At 61.7% G+C, this 25,005-nt stretch carries 21 protein-coding genes; all 21 read left to right on the plus strand.

Features of this window, described 5'->3' with window-relative positions:
* The first annotated feature begins 49 nt into the window (after nt 1–49).
* The gene (locus AB4N41_RS09600) at nt 50–1,402 is read left to right on the plus strand and encodes a TolC family outer membrane protein (protein ID WP_056786922.1); all 1,353 of its coding nucleotides are present in this window, start codon (nt 50–52) and stop codon (nt 1,400–1,402) included.
* Between the two features lie 33 nt (nt 1,403–1,435).
* The gene (locus tag AB4N41_RS09605) at nt 1,436–3,592 is read left to right on the plus strand and encodes a type I secretion system permease/ATPase (protein ID WP_051600365.1); all 2,157 of its coding nucleotides are present in this window, start codon (nt 1,436–1,438) and stop codon (nt 3,590–3,592) included.
* Nucleotides 3,582–4,949 (plus strand): HlyD family type I secretion periplasmic adaptor subunit, encoded by a 1,368-nt coding sequence (locus AB4N41_RS09610; protein ID WP_024011116.1) that lies wholly within the window; start codon nt 3,582–3,584, stop codon nt 4,947–4,949. Before AB4N41_RS09605 ends, AB4N41_RS09610 begins: the two co-directional genes overlap by 11 nt.
* A gap of 333 nt (nt 4,950–5,282) precedes the next feature.
* On the plus strand, nt 5,283–6,179 hold the full coding sequence (locus AB4N41_RS09615; protein WP_150637834.1) for a TauD/TfdA dioxygenase family protein: 897 nt from the start codon (nt 5,283–5,285) through the stop codon (nt 6,177–6,179).
* Between the two features lie 17 nt (nt 6,180–6,196).
* The gene (locus tag AB4N41_RS09620; protein WP_236168265.1) at nt 6,197–7,057 is read left to right on the plus strand and encodes an ABC transporter ATP-binding protein; all 861 of its coding nucleotides are present in this window, start codon (nt 6,197–6,199) and stop codon (nt 7,055–7,057) included.
* Nucleotides 7,058–7,077: 20 nt separating this feature from the next.
* Nucleotides 7,078–7,944, plus strand: coding sequence for an ABC transporter permease (locus AB4N41_RS09625; RefSeq protein ID WP_041477414.1), 867 nt, complete (start codon nt 7,078–7,080; stop codon nt 7,942–7,944).
* 174 nt (nt 7,945–8,118) lie between these two features.
* Nucleotides 8,119–9,036, plus strand: coding sequence for a LysR family transcriptional regulator (locus tag AB4N41_RS09630; protein WP_016772273.1), 918 nt, complete (start codon nt 8,119–8,121; stop codon nt 9,034–9,036).
* 224 nt (nt 9,037–9,260) lie between these two features.
* Nucleotides 9,261–10,799 (plus strand): MFS transporter, encoded by a 1,539-nt coding sequence (locus AB4N41_RS09635; RefSeq protein ID WP_252877212.1) that lies wholly within the window; start codon nt 9,261–9,263, stop codon nt 10,797–10,799.
* 27 nt (nt 10,800–10,826) lie between these two features.
* Nucleotides 10,827–11,894, plus strand: a complete 1,068-nt coding sequence (locus AB4N41_RS09640) for an HlyD family secretion protein (RefSeq protein ID WP_150637840.1) — start codon at nt 10,827–10,829, stop codon at nt 11,892–11,894.
* The gene (locus AB4N41_RS09645) at nt 11,891–13,486 is read left to right on the plus strand and encodes an efflux transporter outer membrane subunit (RefSeq protein WP_252877213.1); all 1,596 of its coding nucleotides are present in this window, start codon (nt 11,891–11,893) and stop codon (nt 13,484–13,486) included. The genes AB4N41_RS09640 and AB4N41_RS09645 overlap by 4 nt, the downstream gene beginning before the upstream one ends.
* Nucleotides 13,487–13,564: 78 nt before the next feature.
* Nucleotides 13,565–13,810, plus strand: a complete 246-nt coding sequence (locus tag AB4N41_RS09650) for a DUF2789 domain-containing protein (RefSeq protein ID WP_252868578.1) — start codon at nt 13,565–13,567, stop codon at nt 13,808–13,810.
* Between the two features lie 89 nt (nt 13,811–13,899).
* Nucleotides 13,900–14,145: a type II toxin-antitoxin system Phd/YefM family antitoxin gene (locus AB4N41_RS09655; RefSeq protein ID WP_041477418.1), complete on the plus strand. Its 246-nt coding sequence runs from the start codon at nt 13,900–13,902 to the stop codon at nt 14,143–14,145.
* Nucleotides 14,135–14,416: a type II toxin-antitoxin system RelE family toxin gene (locus AB4N41_RS09660; protein ID WP_252877214.1), complete on the plus strand. Its 282-nt coding sequence runs from the start codon at nt 14,135–14,137 to the stop codon at nt 14,414–14,416. The genes AB4N41_RS09655 and AB4N41_RS09660 overlap by 11 nt, the downstream gene beginning before the upstream one ends.
* A gap of 363 nt (nt 14,417–14,779) precedes the next feature.
* Nucleotides 14,780–15,208, plus strand: coding sequence for a MarR family winged helix-turn-helix transcriptional regulator (locus AB4N41_RS09665; protein ID WP_016772266.1), 429 nt, complete (start codon nt 14,780–14,782; stop codon nt 15,206–15,208).
* On the plus strand, nt 15,205–17,268 hold the full coding sequence (locus AB4N41_RS09670) for an FUSC family protein (RefSeq protein WP_150637842.1): 2,064 nt from the start codon (nt 15,205–15,207) through the stop codon (nt 17,266–17,268). The genes AB4N41_RS09665 and AB4N41_RS09670 overlap by 4 nt, the downstream gene beginning before the upstream one ends.
* Entirely contained in the window at nt 17,265–17,474 is a 210-nt protein-coding gene (locus tag AB4N41_RS09675; protein ID WP_016772264.1) for a DUF1656 domain-containing protein, read from the plus strand. Before AB4N41_RS09670 ends, AB4N41_RS09675 begins: the two co-directional genes overlap by 4 nt.
* Nucleotides 17,471–18,358: an efflux RND transporter periplasmic adaptor subunit gene (locus AB4N41_RS09680; protein WP_252877215.1), complete on the plus strand. Its 888-nt coding sequence runs from the start codon at nt 17,471–17,473 to the stop codon at nt 18,356–18,358. Before AB4N41_RS09675 ends, AB4N41_RS09680 begins: the two co-directional genes overlap by 4 nt.
* Nucleotides 18,355–19,797 (plus strand): efflux transporter outer membrane subunit, encoded by a 1,443-nt coding sequence (locus AB4N41_RS09685; protein ID WP_056786958.1) that lies wholly within the window; start codon nt 18,355–18,357, stop codon nt 19,795–19,797. The genes AB4N41_RS09680 and AB4N41_RS09685 overlap by 4 nt, the downstream gene beginning before the upstream one ends.
* A gap of 93 nt (nt 19,798–19,890) precedes the next feature.
* Nucleotides 19,891–20,526, plus strand: coding sequence for an NADH:ubiquinone oxidoreductase subunit N (locus AB4N41_RS09690; RefSeq protein ID WP_150742987.1), 636 nt, complete (start codon nt 19,891–19,893; stop codon nt 20,524–20,526).
* Between the two features lie 249 nt (nt 20,527–20,775).
* Nucleotides 20,776–22,281 carry a YdgA family protein gene (locus tag AB4N41_RS09695; RefSeq protein WP_252877216.1) on the plus strand — a complete coding sequence of 502 codons (1,506 nt, stop codon included), beginning with the start codon at nt 20,776–20,778 and terminating at the stop codon, nt 22,279–22,281.
* A gap of 236 nt (nt 22,282–22,517) precedes the next feature.
* Nucleotides 22,518–24,998: a poly-beta-1,6 N-acetyl-D-glucosamine export porin PgaA gene (gene pgaA / locus AB4N41_RS09700; RefSeq protein WP_252877217.1), complete on the plus strand. Its 2,481-nt coding sequence runs from the start codon at nt 22,518–22,520 to the stop codon at nt 24,996–24,998.
* Nucleotides 24,999–25,005: the final 7 nt, after the last annotated feature.

A 25,005-nucleotide genomic window follows, 5' to 3' on the forward strand; every position in this document is an offset into this window, starting at 1 on the left:
CACGTTTCTGCTGTGATTCAAGACAAGAAGTTCCGGGATAATTCCAACCATGCGTTCGCTTTTGATCCTTGCCGCTCCCTTCGCTCTCGCCGCCTCTTTTGTACAAGCACAATCCTTACCAGAAGCCATGCAACAGGCGCTGGATGTCCATCCGGAGATTCAGGCGGGGGTCAACAGTCGATTGGCGGCGGATTATCAGTTAAAGGCTGCGAAAGGGGGATACCTGCCCAAGGTCGATCTGCTGGGCGGTTATGGCCGTGAAGGCACTGACAGTGTGACCACGCGAGCGAACGGTGGAAGCAATCACTGGGAGACGTTGAACCGCAGCGAGTCAAGTTTACGTCTCTCGCAAATGGTTTTTGACGGTTTCGCGACGTCCAACGAAGTTGCGCGTCAACAAGCCAACGTCAGCTCCCGTGCTTACTCACTGCTGGGCACTTCCGAGCGTACTGCACTGACTGTCGCCCAGGTGTATCTGGACGTGCTGACCCGTCGCGAATTCGTCCGTCTGGCCGAGGAAAACCTCAAGAGCCACCAGCGCATCTACGATCAGATCCAGCTGCGCACCCAGCGCGGTGTCGGCAGCGGTGCCGACCTTGATCAGGCCGAAGCCCGTATGGCCCAGGCCCGCAACAATCTGATCACCGAACAGACCAACCTCGCCGATGCGGAAACCAACTTCCTCAGCGCCGTCGGCCAGATGCCCGACCAGCTCGAGCGCCCGGCGCCGTTCATGGCGATGATGCCCGCCAACCTCAATGAAGCCCGCGCGCAGATGTTGGAAAACAGCCCGATCCTGCGTTCCGCCGAGTCGGATATTGCCGCTGCCGAGAAGCAGTTCGCCACCGCCAAATCGACCTTTTACCCGCGCTTCGACGCCGAACTGGGCCGTACCGCCGATAACGATATCGACGGCCAGAACGGCCACAACAATGAATGGCAGGCCATGCTGCGCATGCGCTTCAACCTGTATTCCGGTGGCAGCAACAAGGCTGATCTGGAGTCCAAGTCGTACCTGGCCAACCAGGCGCTGGACATCCGCAACAACGCCCTGCGTCAGTTGAATGAAGAGCTCGGCCTCGCCTGGAACGCGCTGAACAATGCCAACGCCCAAGTGCCGATCGCTCAGCAGTACGTCGATCGCAGCACCTCGGTGCGTACCGCCTACCAGCGTCAATTCAGCCTCGGCGAACGCACCCTGCTGGACTTGCTCGACAGCGAGAACGAGCTGTTCACCGCCTCGCGGCGTCTGGCGGAAATCAAGAACATTCAGTTATTTACTCAGTACCGAATCAAGGCGACCATGGGCCAATTGCTCAAAAGCCAGGGAGTGGTCGCGCCGTTGGCATCCGTTGTGCAGAACGACGTGAAGCCCAAGGTCCAGCTGCCTGGGATGAACTGAGTTATCCCTTCCAACTGTTAAAGAGTGTCGAGCGTGGAATCAGAAGTCAGTCGAGTTCAACTCAGCCATGATCCACGCGCGTTGCATGACGATCCGTTGCTGGATGGTCTGCTCGCCCTGTGCATGCTGCACCAGAAGCCTGCCAGCGCGGCGATGCTGACCACCGGCCTGCCGCTGCCCAAACAACGTTTGAGTGTCGAGTTGCTGCCGCGCGCAGCGGCCCGCGCCGGGCTGCAGGGGCGGGTATTGCAGCGCAAGCTCGAAGAAATTCCGGCGATCGCCATGCCCGCGCTTTTGCTGCTCAAGGATGGCCGCAGCGCCGTCCTGCTCGGCTGGCAGGGCGACAACGAAGCACGCGTGCTGCTGAGCGAAAGCGATGGCGGCGAATCGGTGGTCAGCCGCGAACTGCTGAGCGACGATTACACCGGCAAAGTGTTCTTCGCCCAGCCGCAGCACAAGTTCGACGTCAACCACGGCACGCTGATCCCGCGCGCACGCTCGTGGTTTCGCGACACCCTCAAGCGTTCGCGCTGGCTGTATGCCGATGCGATCGCCGCCAGTTTCCTGATCAACATCATCGCCATGGCCGCGCCGCTGTTCGTGATGAACGTCTACGACCGCGTAGTGCCGAACCAGGCCGAAGCAACCCTTTGGGTGCTGGCGCTGGGCATCACCGGCGCTTACATCTTCGACTTGATCCTCAAGAGCCTGCGCAGCCTGTGCCTGGATCTGGCCGGGAAGAAAACCGACCTGATCATCTCCGCCACGCTGTTCGAGCGCATTGTCGGCATGGCGATGAAATACCGCCCGGCGCGGGTCGGCAGCTTTGCCCAGAACATCCATGAGTTTCAGAGCCTGCGCGACTTTCTCGCGTCGCTGACCCTGACCAGCCTGATCGACCTGCCGTTCACCATCCTGATTTTCATCGTCATCGCCATTCTCGGCGGGCATCTGGTGTGGATTCCGGTGCTGGCTTTCCCGATTGCCCTGCTGATCGGCTACGCCTTGCAGAAGCCGTTGATCGCGACCATGGAACGGACCATGGCGCTGGGCGCCGAGCGCCAGTCGAGCCTGATCGAAACCCTCGCCGGTCTGGACGCGGTCAAGGTCAACAACGCCGAAAGCGAGCGCCAGTATCAGTGGGAGCAGACCATCGGCACCCTCAGCCGCCTAGAGCTGCGAGTGAAAATGCTCTCCGGTCTGGCGATGAACATCACCTTGCTGATCCAGCAACTGGCCGGGGTGATCATGATCGTCTTCGGCGTGTACCAGATCATCGCCGGCAACCTGAGCATGGGCGGGCTGATTGCCTGCTACATGCTCAGTGGTCGTGCGCTGAGCCCGCTGGCGTCGCTGTCCGGCCTTCTCACGCGCTATCAACAGGCGCGGGTGACCATGACTTCGGTCGACCAGATGATGGAGCTGCCGCAGGAGCGCAATTTCGAAGAGCGTCCGCTAAGCCGCAAGGTTTTGCAGGGTGCGATCGAATGCCGTCAGCTCAGCTTCACCTATCCGGACCAGCAGAACCCTGCGCTGAAGAACATCAACCTGGTCATCCGTCCCGGCGAGAAGATCGGCATCATCGGCCGCAGCGGCTCGGGCAAGAGTTCGCTGGCGAAACTGCTGGTGGGCCTGTACCAACCGGACGACGGTGCCTTGCTGGTCGACGGCGTGGACATCCGCCAGATCGACGTCAGCGAACTGCGCTACAACATCGGCTACGTACCGCAGGACATCCAGCTGCTGTCCGGCACCCTGCGTGACAACCTGGTGTCCGGCGCGCGTTACGTCGAAGACGAGCTGGTGCTGCAAGCCGCCGAACTGGCCGGCGTCCACGAATTCGCCCGTCTGCACCCGCAAGGCTACGAGCTGCAAGTCGGCGAGCGCGGGCAGAACCTCTCCGGCGGCCAACGACAGAACGTCGCCCTGGCCCGGGCGCTGTTGCTCAATCCACCGATTCTGCTGATGGATGAGCCAACCAGTGCGATGGACAACACCGGCGAAGAGCGCCTCAAGCAACGCCTCGCAGCAGTGATTGAAAACAAGACCGTGGTGCTGGTCACGCACCGGGCATCACTGTTGTCGCTGGTCGATCGCCTACTGGTGATCGATCGCGGGCAGATTCTCGCCGACGGCCCGAAAGCCGCCGTGATGGAAGCGTTGAAGAAGGGGCAGATCAGTGTTGCTTAAGTCCGGTGTCAAGGAGTCGATCCGTCGCTACTTCAAGGGCTCTGCCTCGCTGCAGGGCCAGCCGCTGCCAGAGGTCAACAAGGCGCTGATCGAAGACGCCCCGCGCGTCGTGCGCCTGACCATCTGGGCGATCATCGGCTTTTTCGTGTTCCTCATGCTCTGGGCCAACTTCGCCGTGATCGACGAGGTGACCAAGGGCGACGGCAAGGCGATTCCGTCGTCGAAGATCCAGAAAATCCAGAACCTGGAGGGCGGTATCGTCTCCGAGCTGTTCGTCAAGGAAGGCCAGATCGTCGAGGCCGGCGCGCCGCTGATTCGTCTCGACGACACACGTTTTGCCTCCAACGTCGGCGAAACCGAGGCCGATCGCCTGTCGATGCTGCTGCGGGTCGAGCGTCTGAGCGCGGAAGTCGATGATCGTCCGCTGAATTTCCCCGAGGACGTACTCAAAGCCGTGCCGGGTCAGGCGAAAAGCGAAGAGTCGCTGTACATCAGCCGCCGTCAGCAATTACACGATGAAATCGGCGGCTTGCAGGAGCAGTTGATCCAGCGTCAGCAGGAACTGCGTGAGTTCAGCTCCAAGCAGGCGCAGTACCGTCAGCAACTCGGTTTGCAGCGTCAGGAAATCAACATGTCCGAGCCGCTGGTGGCGCAGGGCGCGGTCTCGCCGGTGGAAGTGTTGCGCCTCAAGCGTGCCGAAGTGGAAACCCGTGGCCAGCTCGACGCGACCACGCTGGCCATCCCGCGCGCGGAATCGGCGATCAAGGAAGTGCAGCGCAAGATCGACGAAACCCGCGGCAAATTCCGCAGCGAAGCGCTGACCCAACTCAACGAAGCCCGCACCGATCTGAACAAGGCCCAGGCCACCGGCAAGGCGCTGGAAGACCGCGTCAGCCGTACGCTGGTTACCTCACCCGTGCGGGGCATCGTCAACAAGTTGCTGGTCAACACTATCGGCGGTGTGATCCAGCCGGGCAGCGACATGGTCGAAATCGTGCCGCTGGATGACACCCTGCTGGTCGAAGCCAAGATCCGCCCGCAGGACATCGCGTTCCTGCATCCGGGTCAGGAAGCGATCGTCAAATTCACCGCCTATGACTACACGATTTACGGCGGCCTGAAGGCACAGCTGGAGCAGATCGGTGCGGATACCATCACCGACGAAGACAAGAAAACCACTTATTACGTGATCAAGGTGCGTACCGAGCGCAGCCACTTGGGCACGGATGAAAAGCCTTTGCTGATCATTCCCGGGATGGTCGCTTCGGTGGATATCATCACTGGCAAGAAGTCGGTGTTGAGCTATTTGCTCAAGCCGATCATTCGGGCGCGGGCTGAGGCGTTGCACGAGCGCTAGATCTTCGGCGCTGGTGACGGCCTATTCGCGAGCAGGCTCGCTCCCACAGGAGATTGCATTCCAACTGTGGGAGCGAGCCTGCTCGCGAAGGCGTCCTCCGAAGCGCTACATATCCGTCGGTAAGTGACACAAATGGTCACCCACCCCCTCACCATTCGCCATATCGTTATTCATTAACGGTATTTAATTTCCAGTTTTTATAGCTATAAAGTCACCCACCTGCGTACCTGCCGACCAATCGGCGCGCCGCACGACCTGAACCGACACGCAATCCAGCGTGAGTGTCTGATCGACGAGCGCGTCCACGAGCGCGCCGTGCGTGGGAGATGATTGATGTCCGCCGCTACTGCCACCGAAAGCGCCGCAACTGCCGCGCCGCAAATCTTCGAAATTCGCCCCTTCAGCGGTGCCGTCGGCGCCGAGATCGTTGGCCTCGACCTGCGCCGGCCGGTCAATGATCAGGACTTCGCGCGCATTCACCGCGCGCACCTGGATCACCACGTCGTGGTCTTTCGCGATCAGCAGATCACCCCGCAACAGCAAATCGATTTCAGCCGTCGCTTCGGCGTGTTGCAGATCCATGTGCTCAAGCAGTTCCTGCTGGCCAATCACCCGGAAATCCTCATCGTTTCCAACATTATCGAGAACGGCCAGAACATCGGTCTCGGTGACGCCGGCAAGTTCTGGCATTCCGATCTTTCCTATAAAGAGCTGCCAAGTCTCGGCTCGATGCTGCACGCTCAAGAGCTGCCCGCCGAGGGCGGCGACACGCTGTTTGCCGACATGCACAAAGCCTGGGACAACCTGCCGGCTGCGTTGCGCAATGCGGTTGAAGGGCGCTTTGCCGCGCATTCCTACACGGCGCGCTACAGCGAGACAAAATTCGAGGGCAACTGGCGCCCGACCCTGACCCCAGAGCAACTGGCCCAAGTCGCCGAAGTGGTGCACCCAGTGGTGCGCACCCATCCGGAAAACGGCCGCAAAGCCTTGTTCGTCAGCGAAGGCTTCACCACGCGCATCGTCGGTCTGCCGGAAGACGAAAGTCGTCAGCTGCTCGGCGAACTCTTCGCTCACAGCGTGCTGCCGCAAAACATCTACCGCCATCAATGGGAGCCGCATGATCTGGTGTTCTGGGACAACCGCTCGCTGATTCACCTCGCCGCCGGCTGCCCCGCGCATCTGCGCCGCAAGCTGTATCGCACGACTATCCAGGGCGACGCGCCTTTCTGATTTGCCGGAGATCGACCATGAACGCCCCTTTGCCAGGCCACGCGGCCAGCAACCCGATCGCCCACAGCGAAGCGTTGCTGGCCGTCGATCACGTCAGCCTCGAATACCGCACGCCGCAACGCGTGGTGCGCGCCACCCACCAAGTCAGTTTCGCCGTCGACCCGGCTGATCGGTTCGTCCTGCTCGGCCCGTCCGGTTGCGGGAAATCGACCTTGCTCAAAGCGGTCGCCGGATTCATCCAGCCCTGCGAAGGAGAGATCCGCCTGCAAGGCCAGCGCGTCGATGCGCCGGGGCCGGACCGCATTGTGGTGTTTCAGGAATTCGACCAGTTGCCGCCGTGGAAAACCGTGAAGCAGAACGTGATGTTCCCGCTGCTGGCCTCGCGCACCTTGAGCAAGAAAGACGCCGAAGAACGCGCGCTGCACTACCTGGAAAAGGTCGGCCTGGCGGCGTTTGCCGACGCCTATCCACACACCTTGTCCGGCGGCATGAAAGCGCGGGTAGCGATCGCTCGGGCGTTGGCCATGCAACCGAAAATTCTTTTGATGGACGAACCCTTCGCTGCACTCGATGCGTTGACCCGCCGCAAGATGCAGGAGGAGTTGCTGCTGCTCTGGGAAGAGGTGCGCTTCACCTTGTTGTTCGTCACCCATTCGATTGAAGAAGCCCTGGTGGTGGGCAATCGCATCCTCTTGTTGTCGCCACATCCGGGCCGGGTGCGCGCCGAAGTGCACAGCCATCAATACGATCTGCACAGCCTCGGCGGCGTGGCGTTTCAGGCGTCGGCGCGGCGCATTCATCGTCTGCTGTTCGATGAGGGCCAGGCGCCGGAGACCGAATGTGATCACGACTTCAACGATGTTCGCATCGCCTATTGAGCGGCCAGGAGGACTACCCGATGAGCCATTCATCATCCGTGCGTGAAGAATTCGAAACCGTGCTCGAGCCGCTGACCGCAGTGCCGGTCGAGCGCGAGTTGCCGCTTGGCACGCGCCTGTGGCAACAGGGCTGGTTGCGCAAAAGCCTGATCCTGATTGTGCTGGCGATCATCTGGGAGGTGGTCGCGCGGATTCAGAACAATGACCTGATGCTGCCGAGTTTTCTGCAAACCGCGCAGGCCCTGTTCGACGGGCTGCTCAGTGGCGAGCTGCTGGCCAAGGTGTGGATCTCGCTGGTGGTGCTGATCAAGGGCTACCTGATCGGCATCGTCCTCGCGTTCGCCCTGACGACATTGGCGGTCTCGACCCAGTTGGGACGTGATCTGCTCAGCACCATGACTTCGATGTTCAACCCGTTGCCGGCGATTGCCCTGCTGCCGCTGGCGCTGCTCTGGTTCGGATTGGGGCAGAACAGTCTGATTTTCGTGCTGGTGCATTCAGTGTTGTGGGCGCTGGCGCTGAACACCTATGCCGGATTTCTCGGTGTGTCCGAGACGCTGCGCATGGCCGGGCGCAACTATGGCCTCAAGGGTTTGCGCCTTGTGTTGTTCATCCTGATCCCGGCGGCACTCCCGTCGATTCTCGCCGGTTTGAAGATTGGCTGGGCGTTTGCCTGGCGTACGTTGATCGCGGCCGAACTGGTGTTTGGCGCGACCAGCGGCAAGGGCGGGCTGGGCTGGTACATCTTCCAGAATCGCAATGAGCTGTACACCGACAAGGTGTTTGCCGGGTTGGCGGTGGTGATCCTGATTGGTCTGCTGGTGGAAAATCTGGTGTTTGCCACCCTCGAGCGCGTGACCGTCAAGCGCTGGGGTATGCAGCGCTGAGGTCTTCGTTGGCTGGGCCGGCCTCTTCGCGAGCAGGCTCGCTCCCACATGAGAACGCATTCCAAGGTGGGAGCGAGCCTGCTCGCGAAGAGGCCAGCGCTGGCATCGTCACTCTTTAGGGATGTTTGCTAGCATTGCGCCTGGATTAATCCAGATCAGCCAAGAGTGCTCAGCATGCAACTCCCGGACATGAACCTTCTGGTCGCCCTCGATGCCTTGCTCGACGAGGGCAGTGTGGTCGGCGCGGCGCGGCGGATGAACCTCAGCCCGGCGGCCATGAGCCGCACGCTGACGCGGATTCGCGAAGCCATCGGCGATCCGATTCTGGTGCGCGCCGGGCGTGGCCTGGTGCCGACCCCCAAAGCCCTCGAACTGCGCGAACAGGTGCGCGACGTGGTCGAGCAGGCGGCGCTGTTGTTTCGCTCCGCCGACAGCGTCGAGCTGGGCACCTTGCGCCGGCGCTTCAGCATTCGCGCCAATGATTTCTTCGTCGGCGTTTACGGCGGCAAGCTGTTCGACACCCTCGACCAGCTCGCCCCGCATTGCGAATTGCGCTTCGTCCCGGAAGGCGATGGCGACGATGAGGCGCTGCGCGAAGGACGCATCGATCTGAGCGTCAGCAACACCCGTCCGCTCACGCCGGAGGTTAAGGTACAGAACCTGTTCTCCACGCATTTCGTCGGCTTGGTGCGCGAGAACCATCCTTTGCTCGACGGCGAAATCACGGCCGAGCGCTACGCCGGTTTTTCCCACATCAGCATGTCGCGGCGTGGCATCGCTCGCGGCCCGATCGACACGGCGTTGAATGCGTTGGGGCTGGAGCGCCGGGTGGCGGTGATCGCGCCGAGCTTCCACGCGGCGATGTTTGCCTTGCCCGACTCCGACCTGATCCTGCCGGTGCCCAAAGAAGCCCTGCTCAGCGTGCGGCGGCTGGGCCTGAAACTGCGTTCATTCGACCTGCCGATTCCGCTGCCAATGCTGATGCTGACCCAAGCCTGGCACCCGCGCTTCGACAAGGACCCGGCCCACCGCTGGCTGCGCGAAACCCTCAAGACCTGCTGCGATGAAACGTGGCTGGCGGCACAGCCGTAAATCATCAGGCACCATCGAATCCCTGTGGGAGCGAGCCTGCTCGCGAAGGCGTCGAGTCAGTCACCTCAATGGCGGCTGGTCCACCGCTTTCGCGAGCAGGCTCGCTCCCACATAGGCATTCACCGTTGTGTCTGATGCACTTATAACCTGCCAATAAGTCAATTTTCGTCAGCATCAAGCCCCACTAAAATGCTCCGGTATTTCACCCCCGGAGCTTTTCATTCATGACATTCCTGACGGTCTCGGCGCCTCTCGCCGCGACCAGCCCGGCGACGGCGGCTGCGCCACCGGTGTTCGGGGCGCGGATCATCATTGGTCTGGTCGGCGTGCTGTTGGCCGTGCTGGTCTCGGGCCTCAACGAGATGGTCACCAAAGTCGCACTCGCCGATATTCGCGGCGCGCTGCACATCGGCTACGACGAAGGCACCTGGCTGGTCGCCAGCTACACCGCCACGTCGGTCGCGGCCATGGCCTTTGCGCCGTGGTGCTCGGTGACCTTCTCGCTGCGTCGCTTCACCCTCTGCGTCATCGGTCTGTTTACCGTGCTCGGCGTGCTGTGCCCGTTCGCCCCGAACTACGAAAGTCTGCTGCTGATGCGCATCCTCCAAGGTCTCGCCGGCGGTGCATTGCCGCCGATGCTGATGACCGTCGCGCTGCGCTTTCTCCCGGCGAACATCAAACTTTACGGACTGGCCGGCTACGCACTGACCGCGACTTTCGGCCCGGGACTCGGCACGCCGTTGGCCGGGCTGTGGACCGAATACGTCGGCTGGCAATGGACCTTCTGGCAGATCATCGTGCCGTGCCTGATCGCCATGGCTGCCGTGGCCTACGGCTTGCCGCAGGATCCGCTGCGGCTGGAGCGGCTCAAGTCATTCAACTGGAAAGGCCTGCTGCTGGGCTTTCCAGCGATCTGCATGTTGGTCATCGGTCTGTTGCAGGGCAATCGGCTGGACTGGTTCGAGTCGAATCTGATCTGTGGATTACTCGGTGCCGGTTCGCTGCTGCTGGTGGCTTTTATGATCAATGAGTGGTCGCAGCCGATTCCGTTTTTCAAGCTGCAGATGCTCGGCATCCGCAACCTGCTGTTCGCCCTGATCACCCTCGCCGGGGTGCTGATCGTGCTGCTGGCGGTGGTGTTGATTCCGTCGAGTTATCTGGCCCAGGTGCAGGGTTATCGTCCGGCGCAAACCGCGCCGATCATGCTCATTGCCGCGCTGCCGCAGTTGATCGCGCTGCCATTGGTGGCGGCGCTATGCAACTTGCGCTGGGTCGATTGCCGCTGGGTGCTTGGCATTGGTCTGAGCATGCTCGCGCTGTCTTGCCTCGGTGGTTCGCACCTGACTTCGGCGTGGATTCGCGATGACTTCTACGTCCTGCAATGGCTGCAGATTTTCGGCCAGCCGATGGCGGTGTTGCCACTGCTGATGTTGTCGACCGGCAGTATCACGCCGATGGAAGGGCCGTTCGCGTCGGCGTGGTTCAACACCGTCAAAGGTCTCGCCGCAGTGGTCGCCACCGGCGTGATCGAAGCGCTGACCACCGCGCGCCTGCATTTCCATTCGACCATGTTGGTCGACAGCCTGGGCAATTCGCCGCTGGCCGATCACAGCGATTCGGGCCTCGCTCACCGCGTGCACGAGCAGGCGGTGGTGCTGACTTCGTCCGATTTGTACCTGTGCATGGCCGGCGTCGCCGTGGCTTTGATCCTGCTGATTTTCTGGCTGCCGACGCGGATTTATCCGCCGCGCGCGCCGACCTGATCGCTGTACTGAAACTGAAGGTTTTTTATGACTCAATCCAAGCAAAAACTCGCGGTGGCCGTGGCTGCCGCGCTGGCGGTGGGCGTGCTGGTGTACCTGGCGATGCCCGGGCTGTTCGGCCAACGCACCGAGCAAACCACCAATGACGCCTTCGTCTCCGCCGACTACACGCTGGTGGTGCCGCGCGTGGCCGGGTTCATCAAGCAGGTGCTGGTCGAAGACAACCAGCAGGTCAAGGCCGGGCAATTGTTGGCGCTGATCGATGACCGTGATTTGCGCGCAGCGGCGGAAGCGGCGGACGCGCAAACCCTGGTCGCGCGGGCGCAATTGCAGAACGCCAATGCGACCCTTGAGCGGCAGGCGTCGCTGATCGCTCAGGCGCAGGCCACCGTGGTCTCGGCCAAAGCGCAAATGGCTTTTGCGCAGCAGGAACTGAACCGCTACAACCATCTCGCCGGTGTCGGCGCTGGCACCGTGCAGAACGCGCAGCAGGCGCGCACGCGCATCGATCAGGCCTCGGCGCGCCTTGACACTGCGACGGCGAAACTGGCGGCCGAACGCAAACAAGTCGAAATCCTCACTGCCCAGCGCAACGCCGCTGAAGGCAATCTGAAACACGCGCAGGCGGCACTGGAAATCGCCAGTTTCAACCTCTCTTACACGCGCATTACCGCGCCGCAGGACGGCATGATCGGCGAGCGCGCGGTGCGTGTCGGTGCCTACGTCACCCCGGGCAGCAAACTGCTGGCGGTGGTGCCGTTGCAGCAGGCTTATGTGGTCGCCAATTTTCAGGAAACCCAGTTGACCGACGTGCAGCCGGGTCAGGATGTGCAAGTGCGGGTCGACAGCTTGGGCGGCGAAGCCCTGACCGGCCGCGTCGAGAGCATTGCGCCGGCAACTGGCGTGACCTTTGCGGCGGTGAAGCCGGATAACGCGACGGGCAACTTCACCAAGGTTGTGCAGCGGATTCCGGTGAAGATCATGCTGGAACCGGGCCAGCCACTGGCCGAGCGCTTGCGGGTGGGAATGTCGGTGGAGGCGAGTATTGATACCGCCAGCTCGAAGGCGTCCGGGCGCGAGGTGACGCAACGATGATCGGTGTTGAATCGGTTGGCCTCATCGCTGGCAAGCCAGCTCCCACAGGGGTCATTGGCAGGCTGAACCATTTTGCACAACCTGCACAATCCTTGTGGGAGCTGGCTTGCCAGCGATGGGGGCATAGGCAGCAGCTCACCCTGAGTGCCTTGCTTGCAGTCAGCCTCAGCGCCTGCACCGTCGGCCCGGACTTTCAGAAACCCGAAACCAGGCAGCCTGCCGACTGGGCCAAACCGAGCCAATCCGCCCCGAGCCAGGCCGTCAGCGAACCCCTGAACGAACGCTGGTGGGAAACCTTCCACGACCCGCAACTTTCCGCGCTCACCCAGCGCGCGCTGAACAGCAACCTCGACCTGCAACTGGCCAGCAGCCGCCTGCAACAAAGCCGCGCCGCGCGCCAGGTGATCACCGCCGAGCGTTATCCGAACAGCGCCGCCACCGGCAGCTACGCACGTAAACGCAACAGTGGCAAAGGCTTGAACGATCCATCGGGAAATAACGGCGATGAGGCTTTCAACCTGTGGGATGCCGGCTTCTCGGCGTCATGGGAACTGGACTTCTGGGGCCGCGTGCGCCGTGAAACCGAAGCCGCTGATGCCAATCTCGAAGTGGCAGAAAACGACCGTCGTGACGTACTGCTGACCGTGCTCGCCGACACCGCGCAAAACTACATTCAGCTGCGCGGCGTGCAGAACACCCGCGCCGTCACCGAGCAGAACCTCGACGTCGCTCGCCACAGCCTGAAACTCTCGCAGCTGCGGCTGGCCGATGGCGTGGCGACCGACCTGGACGTCGCCGAAGCCGCCGCGCAAGTCGCCGCCATCGAGGCACGGCTGCCGGCGCTCGAGCAGCGTCAGGCGCAACTGATCAACGCGATCAGTCTGTTGATGGGCGAGCCACCGCAAGCTCTCGCTCAAACGTTATCCACAGACGCGGCAGTACCGCAGTCACCACTGCAAGTCGCCATCGGCCTGCCGTCGCAATTGGCCGAACGCCGCCCCGATATCCGCCAGGCCGAAGCGCGTCTGCACGCCGCCACCGCCAACATCGGCGTAGCCAAGGGCGATTTCTATCCGCGCATCACCCTGTCCGGCAACCTCGGTTCCCAGGCCATGCAGCTGAGCGATTTCGGTTCATGGGGCTCGCGTGCCTTTGCCATCGGCCCGCAATTCAGCTTGCCGTTGTTCGACGGCGGTCGCCTTCGCGGCATGCTGCAACTGCGCGAAGCCCAGCAACAAGAAGCGGCCATCGCCTACCAGCAGACTGTGCTGCGTGCCTGGCATGAAATCGACGACCAGCTGACCGCCTACAACGCCAGCCAGCGCCGGCGCGACAGCCTCGCCGAAGCCGTGCGCCAGAACCAGATCGCCCTGCGCACCGCGCAACAGCAATACGTCGAAGGCGTGGTCGATTTCGTCAACGTCCTCACCGTGCAGAGCGCCTTGCTCGCCACGCAGGAGCAATGGGTGGAAAGCTCGACCGGCGTTTCCCTGGCGATGGTCGGTTTGTACAAGGCGTTGGGCGGCGGATGGCAATCGGTCTATCCGTCAGCGCAACTGGCCGCAGGCTCGCCTGACGTCGCCAGACCCTGAACCCGCAGCGCCAGCTATGATCAACTCCATTGCAGCAAACGGCGCAACGCCGGACCTGAATTGCAGAGGAGTTGCATCATGGAAAATCCGCAGCACAGCCTACCGGCCCTGTTCAAACAACTCGGCCTCGATGACGATCCGACCGGCATCGAACAATTCATCGCCAGCCATTCACCGCTCAAACCGGAATTGCATCTGGCTGACGCGTTTTTCTGGACGGAAAGTCAGGCGCAGTTTCTGCGCGAGGAGATTCTCGACGATGCGGATTGGGCGGAGGTGGTGGATCAGTTGAATGTGATGTTGCGCAAGGGGCGGGTGGGGTGATCATCGCGAAGTTGTATCCTCGTTGAACGCCACAGTTGTCCACATGGCATAAATAGACCAAAATCACGTCCTAATTTGAGGTTCTTATTATGCAAAGCGTTCTCGCTGATATGGCTGTCAGTGTCTCTGAACTGAAGAAAAATCCTACTGCCGTGTTGAACGGTGCACATGGGGGGGCCGTCGCTGTCCTCAACCACAATCGCGTCATGGGCTATATGGTGCCGGCCGAAGTTTACGAAGCGATGATGGAGCGGCTTGATGATCTTGAACTGGCTGACATTGTTCGTTCGCGTCTCCACGAAACGCCCATTTCGGTAAGCCTGGATGACTTATAAGCTTGAGTTTCTGCCGTCTGCACACAAAGAGTGGAACAAGCTGGGTCATACATTGCGTGAGCAATTCAAAAAGAAGCTAGGTGAGAGGCTGAAGCTTCCCAGAATCCCGGCTGACGCACTCCACGGCATGCCCGACTGCTACAAAATCAAACTCAAAGCCTCGGGGTATCGATTGGTTTACCAAGTCATCGACGAACGAGTCGTGGTTTCCGTGCTAGCGGTTGGCAAGCGCGAACGCAGCAGCGTTTACGATGCTGCCAGGAACCGTTGAACGAGCCCCCGCTTTATTCAAGTGGCCGATGTTTGTCGATGAGATTCTTGAGTGACCGGACTGGGGCCACCAAAGTGCGGGATCAGTTGATGTATCGTCTGGCATGAGGCGCAGCATGTAAAAAAAATTGCGCGAAAAGGCTCAGATGTAAAAAAAACCTCCTTACTGTAAAAAAATTTCGTTTTGTCCGTCGCATTAGATTTTTTCTTCGAAAAATTACAAATCCAACTCGTGGTACGCCTCGGCCAAGCGTAGGGAGATTTGTTTCAAAACTTGACTGAAATTCCCCTCCAGTGCGATATTGATAGTTAGCAAACTAACAGTGTCCGTTATCCCGTGTCCGATTCCCTCGACAGTCTCCAGATGAACATCAGCAGCGCCATGGTGGTGGCCGCCCGGCATTGGCGGAAGATCTGCCAGACCACGCTGGTCAACTATGGAATTTCCGAAGCCTGCGCCGTGCCCTTGTTGATGATCGGGCGTTTGGGCGAGGGCGTGCGTCAGGTGCAAGTCGCCCAGGCTGCGGGGATGGAGAGTCCTTCGCTGGTGCGTTTGCTCGATCAGCTGTGCCACGCCGGTTACGTCTGTCGCACCGAAGATGCCCAGGATCGCCGGGCCAAGTGCCTGAGCCTGACCGATACCGGTCGCGAGCTGGTACAGGCGGTGGAGGCTGAGCTGGTGCGCCTGCGCCACGAAGTGCTGGAAGGCATCGAGCGCAGTGATCTGGAAGCTACGCTTCGGGTACTGAGGGCTTTTGAGGCGGCGAGTTCGCCTGTGGTGGTCAATTCTTGAACGGTTTTTTCACTGGCATGCCGCCGGCCCGTGACTGGTTTTACGGGGTCCGTACCTTTGCAGCGTCGATGATTGCGCTGTACATCGCCTTGCTCATGCAAATGCCGCGTCCGTATTGGGCGATGGCCACGGTGTATATCGTCTCCAGCCCGTTTCTCGGCCCGACCAGCTCCAAAGCGCTGTACCGCGCGGCCGGTACATTTCTCGGCGCAGCGGCGGCGGTGCTGTTCGTGCCGATGTTCGTGCAGAGCCCGTACGTGCTGGTGGTGGTGATCGCTTTGTGGACCGGCATTCTGCTGTTCATGTCCCTGCATCTGCGCACCGCCAACAGTTATGCGCTGATGCTGGCCGGTTACACCTTGCCGCTGATTGCCCTGCCGGTGGTCGATAATCCGCTGGCGGTGTGGGACGTGGCCGAGGCGCGTACCGAAGAGATTTTCCTTGGCATCGCCGTCGCTGCGGTGGTCGGTGCGATGTTCTGGCCGCGACGCCTGGCGCCGGTGTTCAATGATGCCGTGAGCAAATGGTTCGCCGATGCGACGAGCTACAGCCTGAAGTTTCTCAGCCGCGATGTGCAGCCGGAAGAGGTCACCGCGCTGCGCATGGCCATGGTCGCCAATTTCAACAGCCTCGAGTTGATGATCGGCCAGTTGCCCCACGAAGGCGCGCGGCCACAAACCGTGCGTAACACCAAGGAACTGCGCGGCCGGATGATTCACCTGTTGCCAGTGATCGATGCCCTAGAGGATTCGCTGTACGCCCTCGAACGCCGCACCCCGGAACTGGTGGAGAAATTCCAGCCATTGCTGACTGCGACCCGGGAATGGCTGGACCACGCAGACGCCAATCTCGAGCGCTGGCAAGCACTGAGAGATCAACTCGACGCGTTGCAACCGAGCGCCGAAGCGCTGGAGGAGCGCAAACAGTTGCTGTTCTCCAATGCGATTTACCGCCTCGGTGAATTCATCGATCTGTGGCAGGACTGCCGCAGCCTGCAGGATGCGATTCTTTGCGAGCGCCAGGACAGCTGGCGCGCGGTGTACCGGCACTGGCGCCTGGGCCGGTTGACGCCGTTCATCGATCGCGGGCTGATGCTCTACTCGGTGACCTCGACCATTCTGGCGATCATCGTTGCTTCGGTGCTGTGGATCTTGCTCGGCTGGCCTGACGGCGGCAGCGCGGTGATCCTGGCAGCGGTGGCGTGCAGCTTCTTTGCCTCGATGGACGATCCGGCGCCGCAGATTTACCGGTTCTTTTTCTGGACCGGGATGTCGGTGCTGTTCGCCAGTCTTTATCTGTTCCTGATTCTGCCCAACTTGCACGATTTCCCGATGCTCGTGCTGGCGTTTGCCGTGCCGTTCATTTGCATCGGTACGCTGACCGTGCAGCCGCGTTTCTACCTCGGCATGCTGCTGACGCTGGTCAATACCTCGTCGTTCATCAGTATTCAGGGTGCCTACGACGCGGACTTTTTCGCCTTCGCCAACTCCAATCTGGCTGGACCGCTGGGGCTGTTGTTCGCCTTCATCTGGACGCTGGTGGCGCGGCCATTCGGTGCCGAACTGGCGGCCAAGCGTCTGACCCGATTCAGCTGGAAAGACATCGTCAGCATGACCGAGCCGGCCAGCCTCGCCGAGCATCGGCAGTTGGGCGTGCAGCTGCTCGATCGGCTGATGCAGCACCTGCCGCGTCTGGCCCTGACAGGTCAGGACACCGGCATCGCCATGCGCGAAGTGCGTGTCGGTCTGAATATGCTCGATCTGCTTGCCTACACCCCGCGCGTCACCGGCGTGCCAAATGCCCTGCTGCGACAAGTGGTGGGCGAGGTTGGCGAATATTTCCGTGCCTGCCTCAAAGCCGACGAACGCCTGCCGGCGCCAAGCGGTCTGCTGATGACCCTCGATCGCACGCGCCGAGCGCTGAACGGCCAGGGTGACGATGAAACCCGTCTGCACCTGTTGCACGCCTTGAGCGGTCTGCGTCTGGCCTTGCTGCCCGGCGTCGAGTTCGTCTCCAGCGCCGAGCCCGAAGAACCGCTGCCCGATGGAGCGCCCCTATGATCGGTGATCTGGATATCAGCGGCATCTTCCTGCCGACCCTGCTGGTGCTGATGGGCATCACTTACGTGCTGTTTTTGTTGGTGCATGGCGTGCTGCAACGCCTGCACTTTTACCGTCTGGTCTGGCACCGGGCATTGTTCAACGTGGCGCTCTATGCCGTGCTGCTGTACGGCGTGGACTCACTCAGTCGATACCTGATGACATGAAAAAACCGTTTCTGACCATCGGTCGCGTGGTTCTGACCCTGCTGATCGTGACTTTTGCCGTTGTCCTCGTCTGGCGCATGGTGATGTATTACATGTTCGCGCCGTGGACCCGCGACGGCCACATTCGTGCCGACATCATCCAGATCGCTCCGGACGTGTCCGGGCTGATCCAGCAGGTCGAGGTAAAGGACAACCAGTTGATCAAGCGCGGTCAGGTGCTGTTCAGCATCGACCAGGATCGCTTCAAACTGGCCCTGCGCCAGGCCAAGGCCGCCGTTGCCGATCGCGAAGAAACCCTCGCCCAGGCGCAGCGTGAAGCCAAGCGTAACCGTGGCCTCGGCAACCTGGTGCCGGCCGAACAACTGGAAGAAAGCCAGTCGCGCGTCGCCCGTGCGCAGTCGGCATTGGCCGAAGCCTTGGTGGCGGTCGACAGTGCGCAGCTCAACCTCGATCGCTCGGTGATCCGTAGCCCGGTCGATGGTTACGTCAACGACCGCGCGCCGCGTCCGCAGGAATTCGTCACCGCCGGGCGCCCGGTGTTGTCGGTGGTCGACAGCAACTCCTTTCACATCGACGGCTATTTTGAAGAAACCAAACTCGACGGCATCCACGTCGGGCAATCGGTGGATATCCGCGTGATCGGCGACCGCGCCAGGTTGCGCGGGCATGTCGAAAGTATCGTCGCCGGCATCGAAGACCGCGACCGCACCAGCGGCAGCAACCTGCTGCCCAACGTCAACCCGGCGTTCAGTTGGGTGCGCCTGGCACAGCGGATTCCGGTGCGCATCGCATTCGATGATGTACCGGCCGACTTCCGCATGATTGCCGGGCGTACCGCCACCGTGTCGATCATCGACGACCAGCATGAGGAGCGGCAGCCATGAGCAGGGCCTGGTTGATCGCCGGGTTGGGCGTGATGCTCTCGGCCTGTCAGATGGTCGGCCCGGATTATCAGGTGCCCGCCGACGCGGCGGTGCAGCGCAAGGATATTCAGGGTGAGCTGGCAGTCGCCGGCAAACCGGTGGTCTCGGCGCCGGTGCCAGCGGACTGGTGGCGGCTGTATAAAGACCCGCGCCTCGATCAACTGGTACAGCAGGCCATGGCTTCCAACACCGACCTGCGCGTGGCGGCGGCGAACCTGTCGCGGGCACGCGCTCAGGTGGATGAAGCCGAGGCCGCTGGCGGCTGGAGCGGCGGGGTGAAAATGGGTGCGCAACGTTTGCAGGAGTCCGGTCAGGCGTTCCTGCTGCCGGAAAAAGTCCCGGTGGCCAACATCGCCGATATCGGTATCAGCGCTTCGTACCAGTTCGACCTGTGGGGCACCTTGCAGCGCGGTATCGAAGCGGCCAAAGCCAATGCCGATGCGACTCAGGCCGCAGCCGACACTGCGCGTATCACCTTGGTGGCGGACGTGGTTCGCGCCTATACGCAAGTCTGCGCAGCCAATGAAGAGCGGGAAATCGCCGAGCATTCTCTCGACCTGCAATCGCAAAGCACCACGCTGATCCAGCGTCTGCGCGATGCCGGGCGTGGCGACGAGACCCAGGTCACCCGTTCGCAGACCCAATTCAAATCCCTGCGCGCCGACTTGCCGCGTTATGAAGCGGCGCGTCAGGCCGGGCTGTTCCGTCTGTCGATGCTGCTGGCCAAACCGGTCGAGCAGTTGCCGGCAGGTACAGCCAGTTGCGCCGAGTTGCCGAAGATCGCGCAACTGGTGCCGGTCGGTGACGGCGCTGCGCTGCTCAAGCGCCGTCCCGACATTCGTCAGGCTGAACGGCGCCTCGCGGCGGCAACCGCCGGCATCGGCATTGCCACCGGCGAGCTGTACCCGGACATCAGCATCGGCGCGACCATCGGCACCGTCGGCATCATTGATGACCTCGGCGACCCGTCGACCAACCGCTGGGGCTTCGGCCCGTCGTTGAGCTGGAAAGTACCGACCAACGGCGCCCGCGCGCGCATCCGTGAAGCCGAGGCCAACACTCAAGGCGCGCTAGCGCATTTCGACGGCGTGGTGCTCAACGCCATCCGCGAGACCCAGACCGGTCTGGCCCAGTACAGCGCGCTGCTGCAACGCCGCGATGCGCTGGCCGAAGCCGAGCAGTCGGCGAAGCTCGCCGCCGAGCAGACGCACCGCTTCTTCCAGGCCGGCCGCGAGTCGTTCCTCGCCGACCTGCAAGCAACCCGCACCTACACCGATGTCACCGCGCAACTGGCCGGCGCCAACACCCAGGTCGCAATGAGCCAGATCGATTTGTTCCTCGCCCTGGGCGGTGGCTGGGAAAGCGGACGAACGAACACCTCGAGCGCCAGCAAACCCTGAGGCCGTTGCTATGCTTTGAAGTGTTGGAGGGGCGCCCCATGCCAAGCGCTCCTGCAATGCACATTGCTCGTGCTGGCCCAGGGGAAACCAATAATGAAAAACCCTTACGCTCTCGGCTTCTGGTGCGCTCTGGTGGCGCTGGTGCTGCTCTCGGCCACGTATTTCTACGGGATCATGCTGGCCCACCAGATCGACACGGCAATGGTTTTCCTCGACAGCGCCGTTGCGTTGATCGCGGTGATGGCGATCGTCGTCGTCGCGTGGACCTCGATTCAGCTGCAACGGGTCAAGAAGCGCCAGCTCGAGCGCGGCAAGATGCTCGTGCTGATCTGGGACACCAAAGTCGCCCTGCGCCGGGTTGAAACCGTGTTCGACCGCTACTTCTGGGGCAGTTACTGGCAGCCCGGGCGAACCTTCGCCGAGGTCATGGGCGAGCTCACCGGCACGCCGCTGGAAAAAAGCCTCGAAGGGCTGAAGAAGCAATGCCTGGAACTCGACAAGCAGATCGCCGATGACGGCTGGCACTGGCTGAGCAACGCCCGCGAGCTGTCCGACGTCGCCACGGCCATGGCTCGTGAACGCTATCAGCTGGATTTCTGCGATGTGCGGGCGGATACCACCGGCGGAGCGGTGATCGATCGTGACTTCGAAGTGCTGGTGTATACCTGGACCGCGCGGCTGAAGAGCTTTGATCATCAGCTGGATGAAATCGAGGTTCAGTATTCCTGAAATCAAAAGATCGCAGCCTTCGGCAGCTCCTACAGGACAATCGGATTGCAAATGTAGGAGCTGCCGAAGGCTGCGATCTTTTTGCTCTCCCAAGTGTCCATAGACACTCTTTAACCTTTAAACATTGGGCCGTCGTCCGCGCCCGGTGCTAATCTCCACCGCTTAATTGCGCACAGTCGAGCCGCGACCCGATCCCGGGTTCAAGGAAGACGACTTCATCCACAGCCACGGAAACCGATCAGGTCATTCATGAATAAATCAGCAGGCGTGCTTCTCGGAATTGTTGTTGCCATCGGCGCGATCAGCGCAGGCGGGGCCTGGTACACCGGGACCAAGATCGAAGGCGTACTGAACAACGCCGTCAGCAACGCCAACAAAGAGCTGCAGACCGCCATGGCCGGCTCCAACGGCACCGCGTCGCTGGAACTGGTGTCGCTGGAACGCCACACCTTCACCAGCACCGCGCACTATCGCCTCAAGGGCGAGGGCGAGATGTTCGGCGATGCCCCGGTCGAGTTGCTGTTCGTCGACCACATCGAACACGGCCCGCTGCCGTTCTCGCGTCTGGTCTCGCTGAAGTGGCTGCCGGTCATGGCCACCAGCAACTACGAGCTGGAAAAGAGCCCGTCCACGGAAAAATGGTTCGCCGCCACCAACGGCGCCGCGCCGCTCAAGGGCGTGACCAACATCGGCTACGACGAATCGACCACCAGCACCCTCAACCTGGTGCCGTTCGAAACCGCGCTGGATGAGCAGTCGAGCCTGAAGTTTTCCGGTCTGAGCATGGACATCGCCGCCAGCGCCCAGGCGCAGAAGGTCAAGGCCGACGGCTACATGGACAACCTGAAACTGGTCACCGTGTCGCAAGACCAGGCGCCGGTGCAGGTCGAGCTCAACGGTCTGACCCTGGCGAGCAACCTCGCCAAGAGCAGCTACGGCTACTACACCGGGGAAAACACCCTGGAAGTGACCGGCAGCAAAACCACCTTCGGTGCCAAGCCGATGGTGCTGGGCGTGAAGAACTTCGAAATGAAGAACCGCACCGAAGAAAGCGGCAGCAACGCCTCGGGGCGTGCCGACTACAAAATCGGCGAAGTGACGCTCAACGACAAGAAAGTCGGTTCGGCGGCCATGGCCATGAGCCTGAAGAACCTCGACATTCCGTCGACCATGTCGCTGATGCAGATCTACCAGACCAAATTGCAGCCATACGAAAAAGCTGCCGCCGAGGCCGCCGCGCAGGGTTTGCCGGCACCGGAGCTGAATCTGACCGAAGCGGAAAATGCCCAGGTCAAAGCCGATCTGCAAAAGTTGCTGGCGGCCGGCCCGCAACTGGCGCTGGAGAACCTTTCGTTCAACACCGCCAACGGTGAAAGCCGCGCCAATCTGGTGATCGACCTGACCAAGCCGCAATCGATGGATCTGCCGCCGGATCAACTCGGCAAGCAACTGATCGCGCTGCTCGACCTGAACATTCAGGTATCCAAGCCGATGCTGGTCGATCTGCTCAGCGTGCAGGCGCAACTCGATGGCCAGACTGACGCCAAAGCCATCGTCGATCAGTCCAAGGAAGCGGCGGACATGTTCGCCGGCATGGCGGTCGGCTCGCAACTGGCTGTCGCCGACGGCACCAACGTGGTGACAAAACTGCATTACGCGGCCAATCAGGTCGAATTCAACGGCCAGAAGATGACCGTCGAGCAGTTCATCGGTTTCCTCATGAGCAAGTTTGCCGGCGTCACCCAAGAGCAATAAACCCAACCGCGCCCCCCCAGACGCCCGGCCCCTGTGTGAACAGGCGCCGGGCGTTTTGCTGTACGGATTTTGTACAGGTGGACCGATTCTGAACAAATATTGCGTTGTGAAAATTCGCTCTCGCTTGCGTGCAGACTGCCTCACCAAGCTTGGCCGAAGGCTGTTTTTGTCGGCCACCGTTACGAATGGGCAAGGAGGGCATTGCGACCCGGCTGGCCATGTAAGGATGCTGACAAATGCCGCGTATTGATGGCCCTGTATTACATCGTGGTTTACGCCCTTTGTTCCGATTCGCCCTGTGCAGCCAGTTGCTCTGGCCGCTGCTGGCGTTGGCCGACACACCCTACGACGAGATGGTGCGCGATGCCCGGGCCGGGCATTACACGCCTGCGTTGACCGTGCTGCGTCAGGTGCCGCCGGGCCAGGCCAGCGATGGCCAGGTCAGCGATCATCTGCAAATCGCCAGTTGGGCCGGGCTCGATGCCGAAGTGGTCAAGGTCTATGAAACCCAAGGCCGTGACCGCGTTCTGCCGGTGCAGGCGCTGACTGCCGTTGCGCGTGCCTATCGCAACCTCAAGCGCTGGGATCAGGCCATCCAGGTGTACAACAAGGCGCTGGCGCTGGAGCCGGACAACGCCGACCTGCAACTGGGTCTCGCGCTGACTCAGGCCGATTCCGGCAAACCCGATCAGGCCGTCACCCGCGCCCAGGCGCTGGTCGCCGCCAAACCCGACGATCCGTCACGCCGTCTCGCCTTGGGCTACGCACTCGGTCGCGCCGGCAAACAGTACGACGCACTCTTCGAATACGATCAGGCCTTCATCCGCGCCGGCAACAAGCCGGAAGTTGCCCGCGAGTACGTGGTCGCCCTGCAAAAGGCCCGCCTGCCAGAACCGGCGCTGCGGCTGGCCAGTCAACGTCCCGGCCTGATTGATCCGGTGACCTTGCGCCGGCTCGAAGGTGATCTCGCCGCCGAACGCGTGCGCCTTGCCGAACTGGCCACCCGCAGCGAAAGGGAACGCTATGTCATTGCCGACCGCGCGCTGGCCGATTACGACAAATTGCTCGCAACCTGGACGCCCGACGCCACTGCTCACGACGACGTGACGCGCTGGCGCATCGACCGCATGGGCGCGCTCAAGGCCCGCGCGCGCACTGCCGACGTCATCAGCGAATATCAAAAGCTGCAAGCCGAGGGCGTGGAGATTCCGACTTACGCCCTGCGTTGGGTGGCGGCGTCTTATCTGGATCAACGCGAGCCTGAGATTGCCACTGATCTGTATCGCCATGTGCTTTCAGCGCCGGACGCCGATGTCGGTGATCGTCTCGAAGACACCACTGCGCTGTATTACTCCTTGCTAGAAAGCGACCGCGCCGACGAGGCACGCAAGGTCGCCGAGGACGCAGCGAAAGCCCAGCGTCCGCGCGTCGAGCTCAAAGGTCTGCCCATCGGCAACCCCAACGACGAATGGATGGACGCCCAGCAACTCGCCGCCCAGGCCGGCACCTACGGTTCCGATCTTCCGCACGGTGAAGAGCGTTTGCAGACGCTGGTCGATCAGGCGCCGGGCAACCTTGGCTTGCGTCTGGCCCAGGCCGATCTTTACCTCGCCCGCCAGTGGCCGCGCCGCGCGGAAAATCAGCTCAAGGAAACCGAGAGCATGGCGCCCCGCGATGCCGGCCTGGAAGTCGCTCAGGCGCGCACCGCGATGGAGTTGCAGGAGTGGCGGCAGAACGATGCGCTGGTCGACGATGTGGTCGCGCGTTATCCGGACAACCGCCAGGTGCAGCGCCTGGCTCGCGAACGGGAAGTGCATGACATGGCCGAACTGCGCGTCGAAGCCTACGGCGGCAAGGCCAACGGTGGCGGCAGCGGCGATGCCGGTGCGGTCAGCGGCAGCCGTGATTTCGGTATCCAGAGCACGCTGTACAGCCCGCCGATCAACGAAGACTGGCGTGTCTTCGCCGGGGCCGGTTATGCCACCGGTGATTTCGCCGAAGGCACCGGCCACCATCGCTTCCAGCGTGTCGGCCTGGAACGGCGCACCCGTGACATGACCCTCGAAGCCGAGGTGTCGAATCACGATTACGGCTTCGGTGACAAACAAGGCGCACGCCTGGCGATAGTCCGCGACATCAACGATCACTGGCAGTACGGCGGCAGCCTCGAATACCTCTCGGCGGAAACGCCGCTGCGCGCGCTCAACAGCGACATCAAGGCCAATGGCGGCAGTGCGTTTCTGCGCTGGCGCGCCAACGAAAGCCGCGAGTGGCGCGTGTCGGTCAGCCCGTCGCACTTCAGTGATGGCAACAACCGCGTCGAAGCCTTGGTGACCGGGCGCGAGGGCATCTACACCGCGCCGAACATCCAGGTCGACGCCGGCCTGGAAGTCGGCACCAGCCACAACTCGAAATCCGACGACGTGCCGTACTTCAACCCGAAGTCGGACTTCAGCGTGATGCCGCTGGTCAACGTCAATCACGTGCTCTACCACCGCTACGAAACTTCCTGGAGCCAGCAATTCCAGGCCGGCGCGGGCACCTACAGCCAGCGCGACCACGGCACCGGCGGCATGGCGTTGCTCGGTTACGGCCAACGGTACGCCTGGAACGACGTGTTCGATGTGGGCGGCATGTTCAGTGTGATCAACCGGCCTTATGACGGTGATCGGGAAACTGATCTGCGTCTGCTTGTCGACCTCACTTTCCGCTTCTAGAAGAGTT

This window comes from Pseudomonas sp. S2_A10, from assembly GCF_054668465.1.